Below are 17,472 nucleotides of genomic sequence, written 5' to 3' on the forward strand. Positions count from 1 at the left end.
CTATAAATGTTCAAGAGTATATTTAAATCCTTTCAAATTTGTAATTGCTTCGGACAAATGTTTTCTATGACATTGACAAATATCAGCTTCAAAACATGTCAAAGCAATTCTTCTATTCATTTTTAATAATTTAAGAATTTCAGTTTGACTATCAATAGACTTTTTAAGATTAAGATTTTTATATTCTTCAAATAAAACGTCGTAATCAGCTTGAGTTTTTAATTCTTGTCTTTGTTCAGAATCAATTCCAACTTCAGGAATATGAATGTATTCAATTCCAACACCGTTACAAGCATTTTTTAATTGACTTTTACTAAAACCATATTTCATACTTAAAGCATTTTTCCTAACATCGCAAAGAACTTTTATATTATTTTTTATTAATTTATTTAAATATGTTTCTAATGATATTCCTTGATAACCGATAGTAAATAAAGTTATTTCGTCTTCAAAAGATCTGTAATTATCTAGATTATTAAAGTCTTCTTCTGTCAAATATTCTTTTGCGACAGTACTATTAATAGCAAAATACGGATACCTTTTATAAGTAAGATTTATTAAATCATCGCTTGTTTTATTGGCGTAAATAATTCTAAAATCACTTATTGTTTTTTTATCTTCTATTGTTAGTTCATTTAAATAATTAACTTCATCTTCTTTTTTCCAAGATTTAGTAGTTTCATTTACAATTCCATATTTTTTTAAAGTCGATAAATCTGCATTTGCTTGAAATGAGTAACAACCGAATTTATATGGAACAAAATCATACGTTTTTTTATCCTTCTGAAATCTGGTAAATAAAAACAACAATTTTTGAAGCTGAACTTTTTCTAATTCATTGTCAAAAACTTGGATTAAGGATAAAATAATTTTTCTTCTGTAATACATAGTTTTGTAAAAATAGTAAATTTTTAACTAATCAAAGCCCCATTCTCAACTCCATCTGAACTTGTACTGAGCGTAGACGTTTTGTCCGGATTGACAAAAACCAATTTCCCATCTTTATCATTGGTCATCAAAATCATCCCTTGACTTTCCACACCACGCAATGCTCTCGGTGCTAAATTCACTAAAACTGTCACGCGTTTGCCAATAACTTCTTCGGGTGAAAAATGCTCTGCAATTCCTGAAACTATTGTTCTTATATCAATTCCAGTATCCACTTTTAAAACTAAAAGTTTGTTGGCTTTAGGCATTTTTTCGGCTTCCAAAATCGTTCCCACACGTAAATCCAATTTGGCAAAATCGTCAAAGGTTGACGTTTCTTTTTGTGGTTCTATAACTTGATTTTCCATAATATTCGCTTTTTTGGTGGCTTCGAGTTTGTCAATCTGTTTTTGGATTTCGGCATCTTCTATTTGAGCAAATAATATTTCGGCTTGTCCTATTTTATGACCCGATTTTAATAATTCTGAAGTTTCGGATACTAGTTTCCAATTAAAATGAGATTCCTCCTTCGTCGGAATGACAAGAATACGGGATAATTTCCTTGCAGTAAACGGTAAAAAAGGTTCACACAAAGTAGCTAAAGCCCAGGCAATTTGCAACGCCACATACATTTGGGTTTTTACTCTTTCGGGATCAGTTTTTACCATTTTCCATGGTTCTTCATCGGCGAGATATTTATTTCCTAATCGCGCCACATTCATTAGTTCACCTTGTGCTTCTCTAAATCGATACCTTTCAATTGAGGAAGAAATTACAGCAGGATACGCTTTTAATTCGGCTAACGTTTTTTCGTCAACTTCAGTAAATTCATTGGGCGACGGAACAATTCCGTTATAATATTTATGGGTTAACACCACCACACGATTGATAAAATTACCAAAAACTGCAGCCAACTCGTTATTATTTCTCGCCTGAAAATCTTTCCAAGTAAAATCGTTATCTTTAGTTTCTGGCGCATTGGCTGTCAAAACATAGCGTAAAACGTCTTGCTTATCTGGAAAATCTAGTAAATACTCATGCAACCAAACCGCCCAATTTTTGGAAGTTGACAATTTGTTTCCTTCCAAATTTAAAAATTCATTGGCTGGAACATTTTCTGGTAAAATATAGGTTCCTTCGGCTTTCAACATCGCTGGAAAAATGATACAATGGAAAACAATATTGTCTTTTCCAATGAAGTGAACCAATGAAGTGTCCGGATTTTTCCAATAATCTTCCCAATTTTTTCCTGTTCTTGAAGCCCATTCTTTGGTAGAAGAAATATAACCAATGGGTGCGTCAAACCACACATACAATTTTTTTCCTTCGGCACCTTCCACTGGAACATCAATTCCCCAATCTAAATCGCGAGTTACCGCACGAGGTTTCAATCCGTCGTCCAACCATGATTTTACCTGACCCAATACGTTGGCTTTCCAGTCTTTGGCATGGTCAACTAAAATCCATTGGGTCAAAAAATCTTGGTATCTATCCAATGGTAAAAACCAATGTTTAGTTGATTTTAAAATCGGAATTTCACCTGTAATTGTCGATTTAGGATTGATTAAATCAGTCGCATTTAACGTCGAACCACATTTTTCACATTGATCGCCATACGCTTCTGGATTGTCGCATTTTGGACATGTTCCGGTTACGAATCTATCGGCCAAAAACTGGTCTGCTTTAGCATCATACAATTGCTCGGTAACTTCTTCAATAAAATCATTATGGTCGTATAATTTTCTAAAAAATTCTTGAGCCGTATCGTGATGAATTTTAGATGAAGTTCTGGAATAATTATCAAACGAAATTCCAAAATCAATAAACGATTGACGAATAATTCCGTCGTATTTATCAATAACCTGTTGCGGTGTAATGCCTTCTTTTTTGGCTTTCATCGAAATGGCAACCCCGTGTTCATCGCTTCCGCAAATAAACGCCACATCTTTTCCTTGCAGTCTTAAATAGCGCGCATATATATCAGACGGCACATAAACGCCAGCCAAATGACCAATATGAATAGGACCATTAGTATAAGGCAAAGCTGCAGTGACGGTATATCTTTTAGCTTCGCTCAATTCGGCTTTGCCTCGGGTTGGACTTTTTAACATGATAAATTTCGGTATATAAACTGCAAAAATAAGCAATTTATTTGGAGCTATTTCCTGCTATCCGCTTCAATCTTTTTTGAAACGTAACACTTCGACAAGCTCAGTATGACATTTCAAAAAAGGATTTCCACTACTATCAGGGCTAAAACATTGGTTTTCTTACACCACAATTTGTTTATATTTGCTCATATCATTTTCAAAAATGAACAAAAAAAATATATTCTTTATTCTATTATCTTTATTCTTTTTAAATCTTCATTCTCAAAAAAAGATGATTACACCAGCTTATCTAAAAAAAGGCGATACGATTGCCATCGTTTGTACTGCCAGAAAAAACATTGAAGACAATTTAAAACCCACAATTGACATGCTCGAAGGATGGGGTTTGAACGTAAAAATTGGAAGTACAATAGGATTAGATTATTACCAATTGGCCGGAACAGACGACCAACGTGCCGCTGATTTTCAGGCGCAACTAGACAACCCAAATATTAAAGCGATTTGGTGCGTTCGTGGCGGTTATGGCACAGTAAAAATTATTGATAAGTTGGATTTTACCAAATTCAAACAACATCCAAAATGGATTATTGGTTTTAGTGATGTGACCGTTTTACACAGTCATTTAAACCGAATGGGAATAGAATCTATCCATGGCACTATGCCAGTTTCTATAGCAAGAGCAACAGATGAAGCAAAGAATTCTTTATGTGCGGCCTTGTTTGGAGACACATTACGATATACTTTAGAATGCGACGCCTTAAACCACAAAGGAAAAGCCAAAGGAGAATTGGTTGGCGGGAATCTATCTATTTTATACAGCTTATTAGGTTCTGAATCGGCCATTGATTGTAGTGAAAAAATACTTTTTATTGAAGATTTGGATGAGTATTTATATCACATTGACAGAATGATGATGAATTTAAAACGCAATGGTTGTTTGTCAAGTTTAAAAGGAATTATTGTTGGCGCCATGACCGACATGAAAGACAATGATATTCCTTGGGGAAGAAATGCTTTGGAAATCATTGAAGATTCGGTTAAAGGATTGAACATCCCAATTATTTATAACTTCCCAGCGGGACACATTAGAGACAATCGCACTTTGATTTTTGGTCGACAAGTTTTTTTGGAAGTCAATGCTAAAGAAAGCAAAGTGATTTTTGAATAATTTTAAACATTAAGGAGTAAAGTAAAATTAAGGATTTCATTAAGTATTACAACTGAATACTGCGACTGAATACTGAACACTATTTATATGGCAGAACACAACGAATTAGGAAAATTTGGAGAAGAATTAGCTGTAGAATTTCTGCAAAAAAACGGCTATGATATTCTGGAAACCAATTGGACTTTTCAAAAAGCGGAAATCGATATTATTGCTCAAAAAGGAACTATTCTAGCAGTGGTGGAAGTAAAAACACGTTCCAGTATAGAATTTGGATTGCCACAAGATTTTGTTAAACCAAAGAAAATACAATTATTAGTAAAAGCCATTCACGAGTACATCATTTTAAATGATTTAGATGTTGAAGCTCGTTTTGATATTATCGCGATACAGAAAGAGGAAAATAATTATAAAATAGAGCATATTGAAGATGCTTTCTTTTATTTTTGATTAAACAATTCCTAAAAATTTAACTTCAAAAGCTAATTTTAGTTCAATTTCAATAACTTTACACAAAAGAAATAATTATAACACTATGAAAAATAACCTACTATTAATGATGGTTTTTTGTGTAACAGGGTTGTTAGCGCAAAACAAAGTTGGTGAAAAAGTAATTGAATTACAAAAATTAAAAGCCAATTTTAAATCCATTTCGGTATTATCTTCAATCCATTACTCAACTGACGAAGAAGTAAATAAAATTGTTGATGGCGCTACATTAGCTCGGATAAATTTTGAAAAAGTTACTGAAATTGTATCGAATCAATTCGAGACAATAGAACTAGAAATACCCTTTGAGGGACAAAATATTAATGTGCTTTTATATAAAGTAAATCCATTTGCCGAAGGGTTTCATGTTGATACCAATAAAGAAAAAAATATCGCTTATCAAAAAGGCGTTTATTACCGTGGAATTATAAAAGGCGAAATGCAATCAGTTTCTGCGTTTAATTTCTTTAATGGAGAATTTAATGGAATTATTTCGAGCGCTTCGCTAGGGAATGTAGTGGTTGGAAAATTAAACAAAATTAACAACCAAACAGATTATATTGTATACTCTGATGCTAAAATGAAAGTGTTAAATGATTTTGATTGTCATGTTAAAGATGATTCTATTCCAGTTAGAAATAAAGCAAATACTGCAGAAAATGTAAACAGTCTTCGATGTGTTTCATTTTATTTTGAAGTTGATAATGATATATATGTACAAAATGGGAGTAATGTAACAACAACAACCAACTGGATGACCTCTGTTTTTAATAACGTACAAACGTTATTTGATAATGACACCATCTCGGTAAGTTTAAAATCTATTTATATCTGGACAGATCCAGACCCATATGAAGGCGTTGGGACAACTTCTTTCGAATATTTGAATGCTTTTTCACAAAATACTCCTGTATTTGATGGAGATTTAGGGCAATTGATAGGCATAGATGATGGAGGGCTTGGAGGCGTTGCTGTGACGATAGATGGATTGTGTAGCGAATTGAATTATAGTTATTCTGATGTAAATTTTAGTTTTCAAACAGTACCAACCTATTCTTGGACCGTTCAAGTAATCATTCATGAATTTGGTCATCTATTAGGTTCAAGGCATACCCACGCATGTGTTTGGAATGGGAATAATACGGCTATAGATGGTTGCGGGCCACAGGCCGGATTTTCTGAAGGAAGTTGCGCTATTGGGCCAATTCCTTCTACAACCGATAAAGGAACCATCATGAGTTATTGCCATTTAATTAGTGGTGTTGGAATAAGTTTAAGCAATGGTTTCGGACCACAACCAACTCAAGCTATTTTGGATGATGTCAATACTGGAACGTGCTTAAGTTTCGATTGTGCTACTAGTTGTCCTAATACAGTTACGCAAATAACAACTACAAACATAACTGATACATCATTACAAGTTTCATGGAATGATATTGGTTCGGCGACTTCTTGGCAAGTAGCCGTAACTCCATTTGCATCATCAAGCATTATATGGAATTCAGTAACAACAAACTCATTTTCAGCGACAGGCTTGAGTGCCAACACATTTTATAGAATACGCGTGAGACCTTTATGCACTGGTATTGATTCTGCCATAAGGGATAAAACAGGTATAACTGCAGCTACAAATTTCTGTGCAACAACTCCATTTACGGATACTGGTGGATCTACTGGAAATTATACTGATATGGAGTCTTGGATAAGAACGATGAGACCAAACAATCCAGGACTAAAACTAAGAATATCTTTTTCAAGTTTTAATTTAGAAACTGATTATGATTATCTATATATTTATGATGGTCCAGATGAAACGTATCCAGATTTAACTAATGGAGGATTGACGGGAAATACGAATCCAGGAATATTCAATTCCACTGCATTCGACGGTTCTTTAACTGTAAGATTTTTTTCAGATCAAGGAGTAGTTGCTGCCGGATGGAACGCAATAATAATTTGCACAGGAACATTAGGATTTGAAGATGCTAATTTCTTAGATTATAGCTATTATCCAAATCCTACAACCGGAAATGTTACGATAAAATCTAAAGATGCGATAACAGAAGTTGCAGTTTATAATGTTCAAGGGCAGTTGCTATTCGACAAAAAAATGAATGAGTTGACCACTAATGTAGATATATCTCAATTTGCAAAAGGAACGTATTTCTTTAAATTGAAAATTAATGATACCGAAGCTAATTTTAAGATTTTGAAAATGTAGTATTAGATCCATGCATACAAATAAAAAATCCGTCTTGTTCGAAAAAACGAGACGGATCTTTTTATGCTTTCATCAAATCCATAAATTCTAATGCCTTATGGATTGATTTTACGTTTTCAAATGTGAGCAACAACCGCAAGCCGTTTTTGGTTTCTTTCTCTTTCATTTTGCAGATGTTTCCGTTTTGCTGAACAAATTGCAATATTTGTCTAAATTGCTTTGAATTGTAATAATCCGATTGCTGGTCACCCACAAAATACCCCATCAGTTTACCTTGCTTCATGATGATTTTTTCAATTCCCATTTGCACAGCAATCCATTTGATGCGAATGCTATTTAAAAGTGCTTTTGCTTCTTTTGGCAACGGTCCAAAACGGTCAATTAGTTTTGTTTCATAAGCTAATAAACCTTCTTCGTCTTTAATAGTTCCTAATTCGTTATATAAATTCAAACGCTCGGCAATATTATTAATATAATCATCTGGGAACAACAATTCGAAATCAGTATCGATTTGTAAATCTTTTACATATTCTTTAGAATCGTCTTCATTTTCCTCGTGATACAATTCTTTGAATTCATTTTCTTTCAACTCTTCAATGGCTTCGTTCATGATTTTTTGATAGGTTTCAAAACCTATTTCGTTGATAAAACCACTTTGCTCGCCGCCCAATAAATCTCCAGCACCACGAATTTCTAAATCCTTCATAGCAATGTTAAATCCGCTTCCCAATTCACTAAACTGTTCCAATGCCTGAATACGTTTTCGAGCATCGTCAGTCATTACGGAATACGGTGGACATATAAAATAACAGAACGCTTTTTTGTTACTTCTTCCTACGCGACCGCGCATTTGATGCAAATCAGACAATCCAAAATTATTAGCATTGTTAATGAAAATGGTATTGGCATTCGGAACATCTAAGCCACTTTCAATAATTGTGGTTGCAACCAATACATCAAATTCCCCATTCATAAATCCGAGCATCAATTCTTCTAGTTTGTTGCCTTCCATTTGGCCATGACCAATACCAACGCGAGCATCGGGAACCAATCGCTGTATCATTCCGGCAATTTCCTTGATGTTTTCGATTCGGTTATTGATAAAGAAAACTTGCCCATTTCGTTGAATTTCATACGAAATCGCATCTCGAATTAATTCTTCGCTAAAACCTACAACCTTCGATTCTATTGGATACCGATTTGGTGGAGCTGTTGTAATTACGGATAAATCGCGTGCTGCCATCAACGAAAACTGTAAGGTTCTTGGGATTGGAGTAGCCGTTAACGTCAACGTATCAACATTTGCGGCAATGGTTTTTAATTTGTCTTTTACGTTAACGCCAAACTTTTGTTCTTCATCCACAATCAACAAACCTAAATCCTTAAACACGACATTTTTACTCACTAATTGATGGGTGCCAATCAGAATATCTAATTTTCCTGAAGCTAAATCTTCTATAGTTTTTGCTTTTTCTTTCGCTGTTCTGAAACGATTTAAGTATCCAATATTGACAGGCATATCTTTCAGCCTTTCGGTAAATGTTCTATAATGTTGGTACGCCAAAATTGTTGTCGGAACTAAAATCGCTACTTGTTTGCTATTATCAACCGCTTTAAATGCTGCTCGAATGGCAACTTCTGTTTTGCCAAAGCCTACATCGCCACAAACCAATCGGTCCATCGGACGGTCTTTTTCCATGTCGGCTTTGACGTCTTGTGTGGCTGTAATTTGGTCTGGAGTATCTTCGTAGATAAAGGAACTTTCAAGTTCTTTTTGCAAATAACTATCTGGCGCACAGGCAAAACCTTTTTCTAATCGACGCTTCGCATAAAGCTGAATCAAGTTAAACGCAATGTGTTTTACACGCGCTTTGGTTTTTTGCTTTAAGGTTTTCCAAGCATTGGAACCAAGTTTGTAAATTTTTGGAGGCGTTCCATCTTTGCCAATATATTTCGAAATTTTGTGCAGTGAATGGATACTTACATAAACAATATCATTATCGGCATATGCCAATTTTATAGCTTCTTGTGTTTTGCCTTCTACTTGTATTTTCTGCAAACCACCAAACTTCCCAATTCCGTGGTCAATATGCGTGACATAATCGCCAACCGATAATGAATTTAATTCTTTTAGCGTGAGCGTTTGCTTTTTGGAATAGCCATTTTTGATGTTGAATTTGTGATAACGCTCAAAAATTTGATGATCGGTATAACAGGCAATTTGGTTTTCTTCATCAATAAAACCTTGATACAAAGGGGAAACAATGGTATGGTATTGTTTGCGAATGTTCTCGCTATTTTCCTCATCTAATGATTCAAAAATATCATGAAAACGATTGGCTTGGGCTTCATTGGAACAAAACAAATAATTGGTGTAACCGTTAAAATGATTATCGCTCAAATTGTTCAATAATAAATCAAATTGTTTGTTAAATGAAGGTTGAGGTTGTATATGAAATTCAAAAGATTTGGTCGTTTTGAAAAACGGGTTGTTCGATAATTCGATTATAGAAAAATCCAATGCTTTACGCAAAAAGCCTTCTTGGTTTAAGAATAAATGTTGCGGTTCGGCATGTTTCACATCTTTAGATAACCTATCAAAGGTTTCAATGGCTTTACTAAAAAGTTTATCTAATTGAGATATTAAAAACTCGGTGTTTTCAATACATAAAACGGTTTTGTCGCTGATATAATCTAAAAAACTTTCCCGCGTCATTCCGACATTTGAGGAATCTATAAATTTATTTTCAAGATTTGGGATAATAGTGATTTTGGTTTGCTTTTCTAAAGAAAGCTGTGTTGCAACATCAAAGGTTCGAATACTATCCACTTCATTACCGAAAAACTCTATTCGATACGGGTTATCATTAGAAAATGAAAATACGTCTAAAATTCCGCCCCGAACCGAAAACTCTCCAGGTTCCGAAATAAAATCGACCCGTTTAAATTCGTATTCAAATAAGACTTCGTTGATAAAATTGATAGAAACCGTTTCGCCAACAGCCATTTTCAAAGTATTTTTTTCGAGCTCTTTTCGGGTTACTACTTTTTCAAAAAGAGCTTCAGGATACGTAACAATTACCGCTGGTTTTTTGCGCGAATTGATTCGGTTTAAAACCTCAGAACGCAATAAGATATTAGCATTATCAGTTTCTTCTCCCGAAGCGTCGGGATGATAGGGACGGCGATAGGAACTTGGATAAAATAGGACATCATTGGAGCCAATCATTTGTTCCAAATCATTCAAATAATAAGCAGCTTCTTCTTTTTCGTTAAAAATTAATAGAAATGGTTTTTCGCTTTGCTTGAAAACCGCATGAAATACAAATGAGAAAGATGAACCCAAAAGTCCTTTTAACTGTATTTTAGTTAAAGGATTTTGCTCCGCCAGTTCGCTAACGCTCGTGCCAAGTGATACTGCTATTTGTTTGACTTTCGTCGAATGAAGATAAGTGTTATATAAAGATGTTAAACTCAAAATTTATTTAGAATTTTTTGGAATTGGATTGGACGGAATCGCTCTTGCAGTATCCAGCATCCGAATCATATCGGCTTCGCCATCTTCTATTTTAATTTCGCTTTTGCGTTTAATTTCATCGATTTGGGCATTCATAGAAACCAATTCTGTATTGATTTCCTTAACCAATTCAACAATTTTTTTATCAGGAATTTGATTCAAATGAATGTAAAGGTTAATAGTATTAACCTTGGTTGTAATAACTGAAATTCTGCTTTTTACTTCGGGTAAATCATACTGTAAAGGAATATTGTTGTTTAACTCCACAGCTCTTATAGAAAGTGTTTTTGCTTTTTGTTGAAAAGCGCCAATACTACTTTTAGGTTTTTGTCCTAATTCGTTTAAAAATACACGCCATTCTGCCCATGAACTTGTTAAGTTTTGTGAAGCTTCGTTGGAAGGCTGCCAATTGAAATTCCAGCCCTTATTGATAGTAGTAAATATAGCTTCTTTTTTTTGAGCTTCTTTTTCTTGCTGTAAGGCTCTAACTTTGGGATCTTCTTGACAAGAGAAAAGAAAAAATAAAAACAGTAGTCCTGAAAAATAGAATTTCATATATGTAAATTTTACATGCTAGCGGTCATATATGGTATCGCCTTTTACTTAGTGGTGTTTGTTTGCAACAAACATTTTGCTGGTGGCGATTTCATAAAAATGAATTAGGTCACAAAGGTACAAAGGTAAAAGGAAACTATTGTTGGATGTAGTTAAAGCGATTATAAATTTTCAATCGCTATTAATAAAAAAATGCTTCTGTTTTAGAAGCATTTTTTATGTTTAATTTATTTTTTGGTTGTTGGAGTAAAACCTCTTGCTCTCATCAAGGCATCCGAAGTAACAGCTCTGCCTCTAAATTTTTTATAAGCAATTTCAGGATCAACAGTGTTTCCTATGCTAAACACATTATCATATAAAAGCTTAGCCATTCTTTTGTCGTATAATCCTTTTTTGGTTTCTTCTGTGAATGCTTCAGTTGCATCTGCACTAATAACATCCGCCCATAAATAGCCATAATACCCTGCAGCATAGGCATCGTCTGAAAAAATATGCCCAAATTGTGGAATTCTGTGACGCATTACGATTTCTTTAGGCATGTTTAATTTATCCAAAGTTTCTTTTTCAAACTTTTTAGGGTCGATATCTGGGTTTTGTAATAAGTGCAGTTTCATATCAATCAAGGCACTTGCTATAGTCTCTACGGTTGAAAATGCCTCGTTAAATGTTGCTGCTTTTTCATTTCGTTCCACCAATGTAACAGGCATTGGCTGCCCCGTTTGATAATGTAAAGCAAATTGATTTAGCACTTGTGGTGTTGCTAACCATCGTTCCATAATTTGAGACGGAAATTCTACATAATCTCTAGGCGTATTAGTTCCTGATAAACTTGGATAGGTAACATTAGAATTTAATCCGTGTAATGCGTGTCCGAATTCGTGAAACAACGTACTTGCATCATCCCATGAAATCAATATTGGCTCGCCTTCTTTTCCTTTTATAAAGTTGCAGTTGTTTGACACCAAAGTAATGACATCGCCATCAACCCTACTTTGCTCTCTAGTTGCATTCATCCAGGCGCCAGAACGTTTTCCTTTACGAGCATAAGGATCAAAATACCAAACGCCAACAATTTTACTAGTTATTTTATTATATACTTCCCAAACTCTAACATCTGGATGAAAAACAGGAACATTGTCCACTTGTTTGAAACCTAAATTAAAAACTTCCCCAGCAACCCAAAACATTCCTTCACGTAATTTTTCTAGTTGTAAATACGGCTTTAAATCATTTTGATCTAAATCGTATTTAGCTTTTCTGACTTTTTCAGAATAATAGCGATAATCCCAAGCAGCAATTTTGAATTTTCCACCTTCTGCAGTAACCATTTTTTGCATATCGGCAACATCAACATGAACTTTTTCAACGGCTGGTGTCCAAACCGACATCATTAAATCTATCGTTTTTTGTGGTTTTTGTGCCATAGTATTTGACAAACTCCAATCGGCAAAAGTTTTGAAACCTAACAATTTTGATTTTTCAGCTCTGAGTTTTAAAATTTGAACTAAAGTGGCATTGTTGTTATTAGCATTGTCATTATCGCCTCGACGTGTAAAAATTTGAAAGGCTTTTTCTCTTAAATCTCTTCGGTTTGAAAACGTTAAAAAGGGCTCTATAGAAGAACGTGTATTAGCAATACACCCCATAATTTTTAACTTTCTTTCTTTAGCTTCCGCGATAGCCGCATTTTTAAGTTCGGTGGGCAAACCATCAAAATCAGCTTCCTTTTTTAACTCTAAGTAATAATTAGATTCATCGGCTAATTGGTTTTGGCTAAATTTAGTAAATAAACCAGCTAATTCTTCATTGATTTTTGCAATTCTTTCTTTGCTTTGTGCATCGGCATTGGCACCTTCGCGGACAAAGTTTGAATAGTACAACCAAACCAATCGCTGTTGCTCTGGATTTAATTTTTCTTTTTCAGAAGAATTATAAACTGTAGATATCCTTTTAAACAGCTTATCATTTTGATAGTATTTATTGTTTAACTCATAAAATTTTGGAGTCATTTCAGTTTCGATAGGTTCAAACTCAGGGCTATTCATATTGGCGCTGTAAATTCCAAAAACAGCGTACACCTGACTCATTTTTTTTCCAGCTTTTTCTAAAGCAACAATTGTGTTATCAAAAGTTGGTGGTTCGGGATTGTTGGCAACTACATCTATTTCTTGCAGTTTTTCTTGAATTGCAAATTCAATGGCTGGCTTTAAATCGTTTAGTTTATAATCCGTAAAAGCAGGAACGCCGCCATAAGGACCTTCCCACTTTTTTAAAAATGGATTAGAATCTTTTTGAGCATTAATAGCGATAATTGGAGCAATCATAAGCAAGGTAAAAAGTATTTTTTTCATCGTTAATTTATTAAAGTTATCAAAAGTAATGAAAATTTATTTCATCCCTTCCTTTTGAAAATCATTACAGATAATTCAATAAATTTGAGAAAAACAAAAGTTATGTTTCAATCGAGAAAAGGCATTATCTATGTTATTCTAGCCGGAATATTTATTACAAATGCGGTCGTGGCAGAACTCATAGGAGGAAAGTTAATAGATTTGGGTCCGGCCGTAATGAGTATTGGAATTCTCCCTTGGCCTGTAGTCTTTGTAACTACCGATTTAATCAACGAATATTTTGGTGAAAAAGGGGTACGCAAACTCTCTATAATTACGGCTTGTTTGATTGCGTATACTTTTATCATTTTATTTTTTGCGATGCAAATTCCATCCTCTGAAGTGAGTACAATTTCGACATCTCAGTTTAATGCTGTTTTTGGTCAAAGTCAATTAATAATTGTGGGAAGTATCGCGGCTTTCTTAGTTTCACAGCTTATCGATGTGAGTATATTTCATTTTTTTAAAAGAAAAACAGGAGAACGTAAAATTTGGTTGCGAAGTACAGGCTCTACTGTAATTTCACAATTATTTGATAGTTTTATTGTACTTGGAATAGCATTTTGGTTACCTGGAATAATGGATACGAAAACCTTTTTCCTTTCCGCAATGACGGGGTATAGTGTAAAATTAGCCATTGCTGTTTTGATGACGCCAATGATTTATTTGGGACATAGTATAATTGATAAATATATCGCTAAGGATGAAAAATAGAATACGTTGCGCTTGGTGTGAAAAAGATGATTTGTATAGAGATTATCACGATAACGAATGGGGAAATCCAGTTTATGATGATGACAAATTATTCGAATTTTTAGTATTGGAAACTTTTCAAGCAGGGCTAAGTTGGCATACCATATTAAAAAAAAGAGCTAATTTCCGAAATGCTTTTGACCAGTTTGATTATAAAAAAATTGCCCAATATAATGAAGACAAAGTCCAAGAATTGTTGTTAAACGAAGGTATTATTCGAAATAAACTAAAGGTTAGGGGAACAATATCCAATGCGATTGCATTTATAGAAGTTCAAAATGAATTTGGCAGTTTCTCTAAGTACATTTGGGGTTTTACAGATGGAAAAACAATAGATAATAATCCCCAAACGTTGAAAGAAGTTCCTGCAACAACTGAAATTTCAGATGCTTTGAGCAAAGATTTAAAAAAACGAGGCTTTAAATTCGTAGGTTCGACCGTTGTTTATGCTCACATGCAAGCTACAGGAATGGTTAATGATCATGTCGCTGATTGCTGGAAAAACGGGTTTTGATTTAAATAGCAATGTTGCTCGTTTTATTCGTACTTTAGATAAAATTTAAAAACATGTTTCGGCACAAAGGAAACAGAAGAACGTTTTCACACAACTTGCGGTTGGCTTCTACTTTATCCTTTATTGCGGGAATAGTAAATATAGCTGGTGTTTTGTCTGTAGCAACTTTAACTACTAATGTTACAGGGCATTTCGCTTTTTTTGCCGAAGCAATTTCCTTAAAAAACTATTCCAAAGCGGTTACTTTTATTGTCTTTATTGTTTTCTTTTTGTTGGGGGCTTTTGTTTCCAATTTTTTGGTTGAAATAACAGCTATAAAAAAACCAAAAATTGCCCATGCCATTCCAATGTTTTTAGAAATAATTTTACTCTGTCTAATTGGATTAACTAAAAATTATTCCGACGAATATATCGCTTACACCTTGCTTTTTGCCATGGGTTTACAAAATGCTTTGGTGACCAAAATTTCACAATCGACAGTGAGAACCACACACTTAACAGGATTGTTTACCGATTTGGGAATTGAGCTTTCGCAGTTGTTTTTTTATAAAAAAGCTACCGAACTCAAGCGTTTATCGGTGAGCATTTTTTTGAGGCTTTCTATTATTCTTTTTTTCTTTTTCGGATGTGTTTTGGGCGGGTTGTTTTATAAAACCTATGGATTGAAAGTATTGCTTTTTGCAGCATTTGTTCTTGCAATCGCTTTGATTTATGACAATCTGGTGGTCTATTATCATATCACTAAAAGAAAAATTAAATCGAGTTTTAAAACCTAGTTTTTTCTGAATTTAAAACTTTCATAAACGTTTCCCTCGATATTTCGAAAGCACCCAATTTCTCCAAATGATCATTGTGCACCTGACAATCTAGTAGTTTATAATTGCTTTCTTTTAAGTAATTAATCAAAGTCACAAACGCAATTTTACTGGCATTGGGCACTTTTGAAAACATACTTTCACCACAAAAAACATGACCCAAGTCAACGCCGTATAATCCGCCGACCAATTCGTTGTTTTGCCACACTTCAACCGATTTAGCAATTTCCATATCGTGAAGCTTGGTATACGATTCAATAAAAGTATCAGAAAGCCAGGTTCCATCTTGGCCTTTACGTTCTATTTGCTGGCAACCCAAAATTACCTCAGGAAAGTTTTGATTAAACGTTACTTTGAATTTATTTTGGTTGAGTAAATTTCGAATGCTTTTCGAAACTTTATAAATAGAAGGCGCTACTACCATTCGCTCTGTTGGAGCCCACCATAATATAGGCTCATCTTCATTAAACCAAGGGAAAATCCCGTTACGATAGGCCAACAGCAATCGGGCAACAGATAAATCGCCGCCAATAGCGAGAATGCCTTCATAAGAAGCTTCATCAACGGGAGGGAAGTATAAGTCTTTGGACAGGAAGTACATAGTTAAGAGAATAGAAAATAGAATATAGAGAATAGACAAAAAAGCATAAAAAAGTCATTCTAAATTACCTTATGGGTTAACATTTAGAATGACAATCTATATTCTATACTCTTTGTTCTTTTCTTTTTTCTAGAATGGCAAATCGTCGTGCTCTTCTTCATTGAAGTTTGTAGCTGGTGCGAAAGCTTCAGTAGGAGGTATTGGAGCCATTCCGGCAGCAGACACTTCTGTTTGTAATTTTTCGATTCTCCAACCTTTTATGGAATTAAAATATTTGGTTTCTCCTTGAGGATTAACCCATTCTCTTCCACCCAAATTGATTGAAACTTTTACATTCTCGCCAACAGTTACAGTATTTAACAAATCACTTTTATCTTGCACAAATTCAATCATGATGCTTTGTGGATACTGCTCGTCAGTTGTAACGACTAACTCTCTTTTTTTAAACGTTGGACTTACTTGCTGTTCTGCTCCAACCACTTTTACTTTTCCGGTAACTTCCATAATTATTGTTTTGCTAAAAGTACTTTCCAAGCTGAAAGTACGTCATTATTATTCAAATATTCTTTTGCCTTTTCATGAATTTTTTGCTCATCGTCCGAACTTAAAACCCCTTTTACAGCAAAATTTTGCTTTACAAATATAGTAATTTCTTCTTGTGTTGGCAAGGCGTCTACATTCCCTAATTTGCCCAAATCATTGCCGTCAAAAACGGCGCTTTTTTTAACAAAATCAGGGATGGCATCAACACCAATACCGAGCGTGGTAAGTGGTTTTTCAACTTCAAAAAGGCCTTGGTTGGAACGTGAGTACCAATTACCGCCAAGTCGGGAAACCAAATCGATTTTGTTTTGATCAATCATCTTTTTATCATCTAAAACACTTTCGTTGATGTGAATTTTAATGACTTCGCAGATGATTAAATTTCCAGCACCACCTTGATTTCCTAGAGCGATAATTTCGTTGACTTTACATTCCATTTGCACCGGACTTTCCGCTACGCGATACGGTTTTATCATGTCAGAAGGTAGCATCGTTAAACCCGATTTTAAAAATTCGTTAACCCCATCAGAGTATTCAGTACTAGACAATGAAGCTTGTTGTACTATATTATAATTCACCACATTAATTACAACTTCTCGGGTAGCTTTACAGTTTTCCAACGTATGTTTTGTGGTATTATTTCGAACACGTCGTGCAGGTGAAAAAACCAAAATTGGCGGATTCGAACTAAACACATTAAAAAAACTGAACGGAGATAAATTGGGTTTCCCATTTTTATCCATTGTACTAGCAAAAGCTATTGGTCTTGGTGCTACAGCACTTTGCAAATAACCTTGAAGTTGCGCTGGTGATAGTGTATGTGGTTCGAAACTGAGCATGTTTTTTTCTTTTTACAAATGTAATTTTTTTT

At 34.3% G+C, this 17,472-nt stretch carries 14 protein-coding genes; 6 read left to right on the forward strand and 8 right to left on the reverse strand.

Annotation, left to right across the window (positions count from 1 at the left end; genetic code table 11):
* Together ACIQ2L_RS03585 and metG are read right to left on the reverse strand one after the other, a co-directional pair.
* A complete protein-coding gene (locus tag ACIQ2L_RS03585; protein WP_396156507.1) occupies positions 1-888 on the reverse strand; it encodes a DUF488 family protein in 888 nt (295 codons plus the stop codon).
* A 23-nt stretch (positions 889-911) separates the two neighbouring features.
* On the reverse strand, positions 912-3,038 hold the full coding sequence (gene metG, locus ACIQ2L_RS03590) for a methionine--tRNA ligase (RefSeq protein WP_396156509.1): 2,127 nt from the start codon (positions 3,036-3,038) through the stop codon (positions 912-914).
* Between the two features lie 271 nt (positions 3,039-3,309).
* Between metG and ACIQ2L_RS03595 the strand changes: the two genes are divergently transcribed.
* The 3 genes from ACIQ2L_RS03595 (at position 3,310) to ACIQ2L_RS03605 (ending at position 6,913) form a co-directional block, all read left to right on the forward strand.
* On the forward strand, positions 3,310-4,206 hold the full coding sequence (locus tag ACIQ2L_RS03595; RefSeq protein ID WP_396156623.1) for an LD-carboxypeptidase: 897 nt from the start codon (positions 3,310-3,312) through the stop codon (positions 4,204-4,206).
* Between the two features lie 87 nt (positions 4,207-4,293).
* The gene (locus ACIQ2L_RS03600) at positions 4,294-4,653 is read left to right on the forward strand and encodes a YraN family protein (protein WP_396156511.1); all 360 of its coding nucleotides are present in this window, start codon (positions 4,294-4,296) and stop codon (positions 4,651-4,653) included.
* 85 nt (positions 4,654-4,738) lie between these two features.
* On the forward strand, positions 4,739-6,913 hold the full coding sequence (locus ACIQ2L_RS03605; RefSeq protein ID WP_396156513.1) for a M12 family metallo-peptidase: 2,175 nt from the start codon (positions 4,739-4,741) through the stop codon (positions 6,911-6,913).
* Positions 6,914-6,974: 61 nt separating this feature from the next.
* Here the strand turns inward: ACIQ2L_RS03605 and mfd are convergent, their stop codons facing one another.
* From mfd to ACIQ2L_RS03620, 3 genes are all read right to left on the reverse strand, one after another.
* Positions 6,975-10,391, reverse strand: coding sequence for a transcription-repair coupling factor (gene mfd / locus ACIQ2L_RS03610; protein WP_396156515.1), 3,417 nt, complete (start codon positions 10,389-10,391; stop codon positions 6,975-6,977).
* Positions 10,392-10,394: 3 nt separating this feature from the next.
* On the reverse strand, positions 10,395-10,985 hold the full coding sequence (locus tag ACIQ2L_RS03615) for a hypothetical protein (RefSeq protein WP_396156517.1): 591 nt from the start codon (positions 10,983-10,985) through the stop codon (positions 10,395-10,397).
* A 227-nt stretch (positions 10,986-11,212) separates the two neighbouring features.
* Entirely contained in the window at positions 11,213-13,336 is a 2,124-nt protein-coding gene (locus ACIQ2L_RS03620) for a M3 family metallopeptidase (protein WP_396156519.1), read from the reverse strand.
* Between the two features lie 102 nt (positions 13,337-13,438).
* On the opposite strand from ACIQ2L_RS03620, the gene ACIQ2L_RS03625 reads away from it, so the two are divergent.
* From ACIQ2L_RS03625 to ACIQ2L_RS03635, 3 genes are read left to right on the forward strand one after another with little or no spacing between them, the layout of a single operon-like run.
* Positions 13,439-14,089 carry a queuosine precursor transporter gene (locus tag ACIQ2L_RS03625; protein WP_396156521.1) on the forward strand — a complete coding sequence of 217 codons (651 nt, stop codon included), beginning with the start codon at positions 13,439-13,441 and terminating at the stop codon, positions 14,087-14,089.
* Entirely contained in the window at positions 14,079-14,642 is a 564-nt protein-coding gene (locus ACIQ2L_RS03630; RefSeq protein ID WP_396156523.1) for a DNA-3-methyladenine glycosylase I, read from the forward strand. Before ACIQ2L_RS03625 ends, ACIQ2L_RS03630 begins: the two co-directional genes overlap by 11 nt.
* A gap of 53 nt (positions 14,643-14,695) precedes the next feature.
* On the forward strand, positions 14,696-15,418 hold the full coding sequence (locus tag ACIQ2L_RS03635; protein WP_396156525.1) for a YoaK family protein: 723 nt from the start codon (positions 14,696-14,698) through the stop codon (positions 15,416-15,418).
* Here ACIQ2L_RS03635 and aat read toward each other — a convergent pair.
* The 3 genes from aat to ACIQ2L_RS03650 form a co-directional block, all read right to left on the reverse strand.
* Positions 15,408-16,058 carry a leucyl/phenylalanyl-tRNA--protein transferase gene (gene aat, locus ACIQ2L_RS03640; protein ID WP_396156527.1) on the reverse strand — a complete coding sequence of 217 codons (651 nt, stop codon included), beginning with the start codon at positions 16,056-16,058 and terminating at the stop codon, positions 15,408-15,410. The genes ACIQ2L_RS03635 and aat overlap by 11 nt on opposite strands.
* Before the next feature lie 129 nt (positions 16,059-16,187).
* On the reverse strand, positions 16,188-16,562 hold the full coding sequence (locus ACIQ2L_RS03645) for a DUF3127 domain-containing protein (RefSeq protein WP_396156529.1): 375 nt from the start codon (positions 16,560-16,562) through the stop codon (positions 16,188-16,190).
* Between the two features lie 2 nt (positions 16,563-16,564).
* Entirely contained in the window at positions 16,565-17,440 is an 876-nt protein-coding gene (locus tag ACIQ2L_RS03650; protein WP_396156531.1) for a flavin reductase family protein, read from the reverse strand.
* Positions 17,441-17,472: the final 32 nt, after the last annotated feature.

It is taken from the genome of Flavobacterium sp., from assembly GCF_044369455.1.
GTDB lineage: Bacteria > Bacteroidota > Bacteroidia > Flavobacteriales > Flavobacteriaceae > Flavobacterium.

Excerpts from the sequence above, each read along its gene's own strand:
- ACIQ2L_RS03585 (WP_396156507.1), bottom strand. The coding sequence starts at position 888 with ATGTATTACAGAAGAAAAATTATTTTATCCTTAATCCAAGTTTTTGAC.
- metG (WP_396156509.1), bottom strand. The coding sequence starts at position 3,038 with ATGTTAAAAAGTCCAACCCGAGGCAAAGCCGAATTGAGCGAAGCTAAA.
- ACIQ2L_RS03595 (WP_396156623.1), top strand. The coding sequence starts at position 3,310 with ATGATTACACCAGCTTATCTAAAAAAAGGCGATACGATTGCCATCGTT.
- ACIQ2L_RS03600 (WP_396156511.1), top strand. The coding sequence starts at position 4,294 with ATGGCAGAACACAACGAATTAGGAAAATTTGGAGAAGAATTAGCTGTA.
- ACIQ2L_RS03605 (WP_396156513.1), top strand. The coding sequence starts at position 4,739 with ATGAAAAATAACCTACTATTAATGATGGTTTTTTGTGTAACAGGGTTG.
- ACIQ2L_RS03615 (WP_396156517.1), bottom strand. The coding sequence starts at position 10,985 with ATGAAATTCTATTTTTCAGGACTACTGTTTTTATTTTTTCTTTTCTCT.
- ACIQ2L_RS03620 (WP_396156519.1), bottom strand. The coding sequence starts at position 13,336 with ATGAAAAAAATACTTTTTACCTTGCTTATGATTGCTCCAATTATCGCT.
- ACIQ2L_RS03625 (WP_396156521.1), top strand. The coding sequence starts at position 13,439 with ATGTTTCAATCGAGAAAAGGCATTATCTATGTTATTCTAGCCGGAATA.
- ACIQ2L_RS03630 (WP_396156523.1), top strand. The coding sequence starts at position 14,079 with ATGAAAAATAGAATACGTTGCGCTTGGTGTGAAAAAGATGATTTGTAT.
- ACIQ2L_RS03635 (WP_396156525.1), top strand. The coding sequence starts at position 14,696 with ATGTTTCGGCACAAAGGAAACAGAAGAACGTTTTCACACAACTTGCGG.
- aat (WP_396156527.1), bottom strand. The coding sequence starts at position 16,058 with ATGTACTTCCTGTCCAAAGACTTATACTTCCCTCCCGTTGATGAAGCT.
- ACIQ2L_RS03645 (WP_396156529.1), bottom strand. The coding sequence starts at position 16,562 with ATGGAAGTTACCGGAAAAGTAAAAGTGGTTGGAGCAGAACAGCAAGTA.
- ACIQ2L_RS03650 (WP_396156531.1), bottom strand. The coding sequence starts at position 17,440 with ATGCTCAGTTTCGAACCACATACACTATCACCAGCGCAACTTCAAGGT.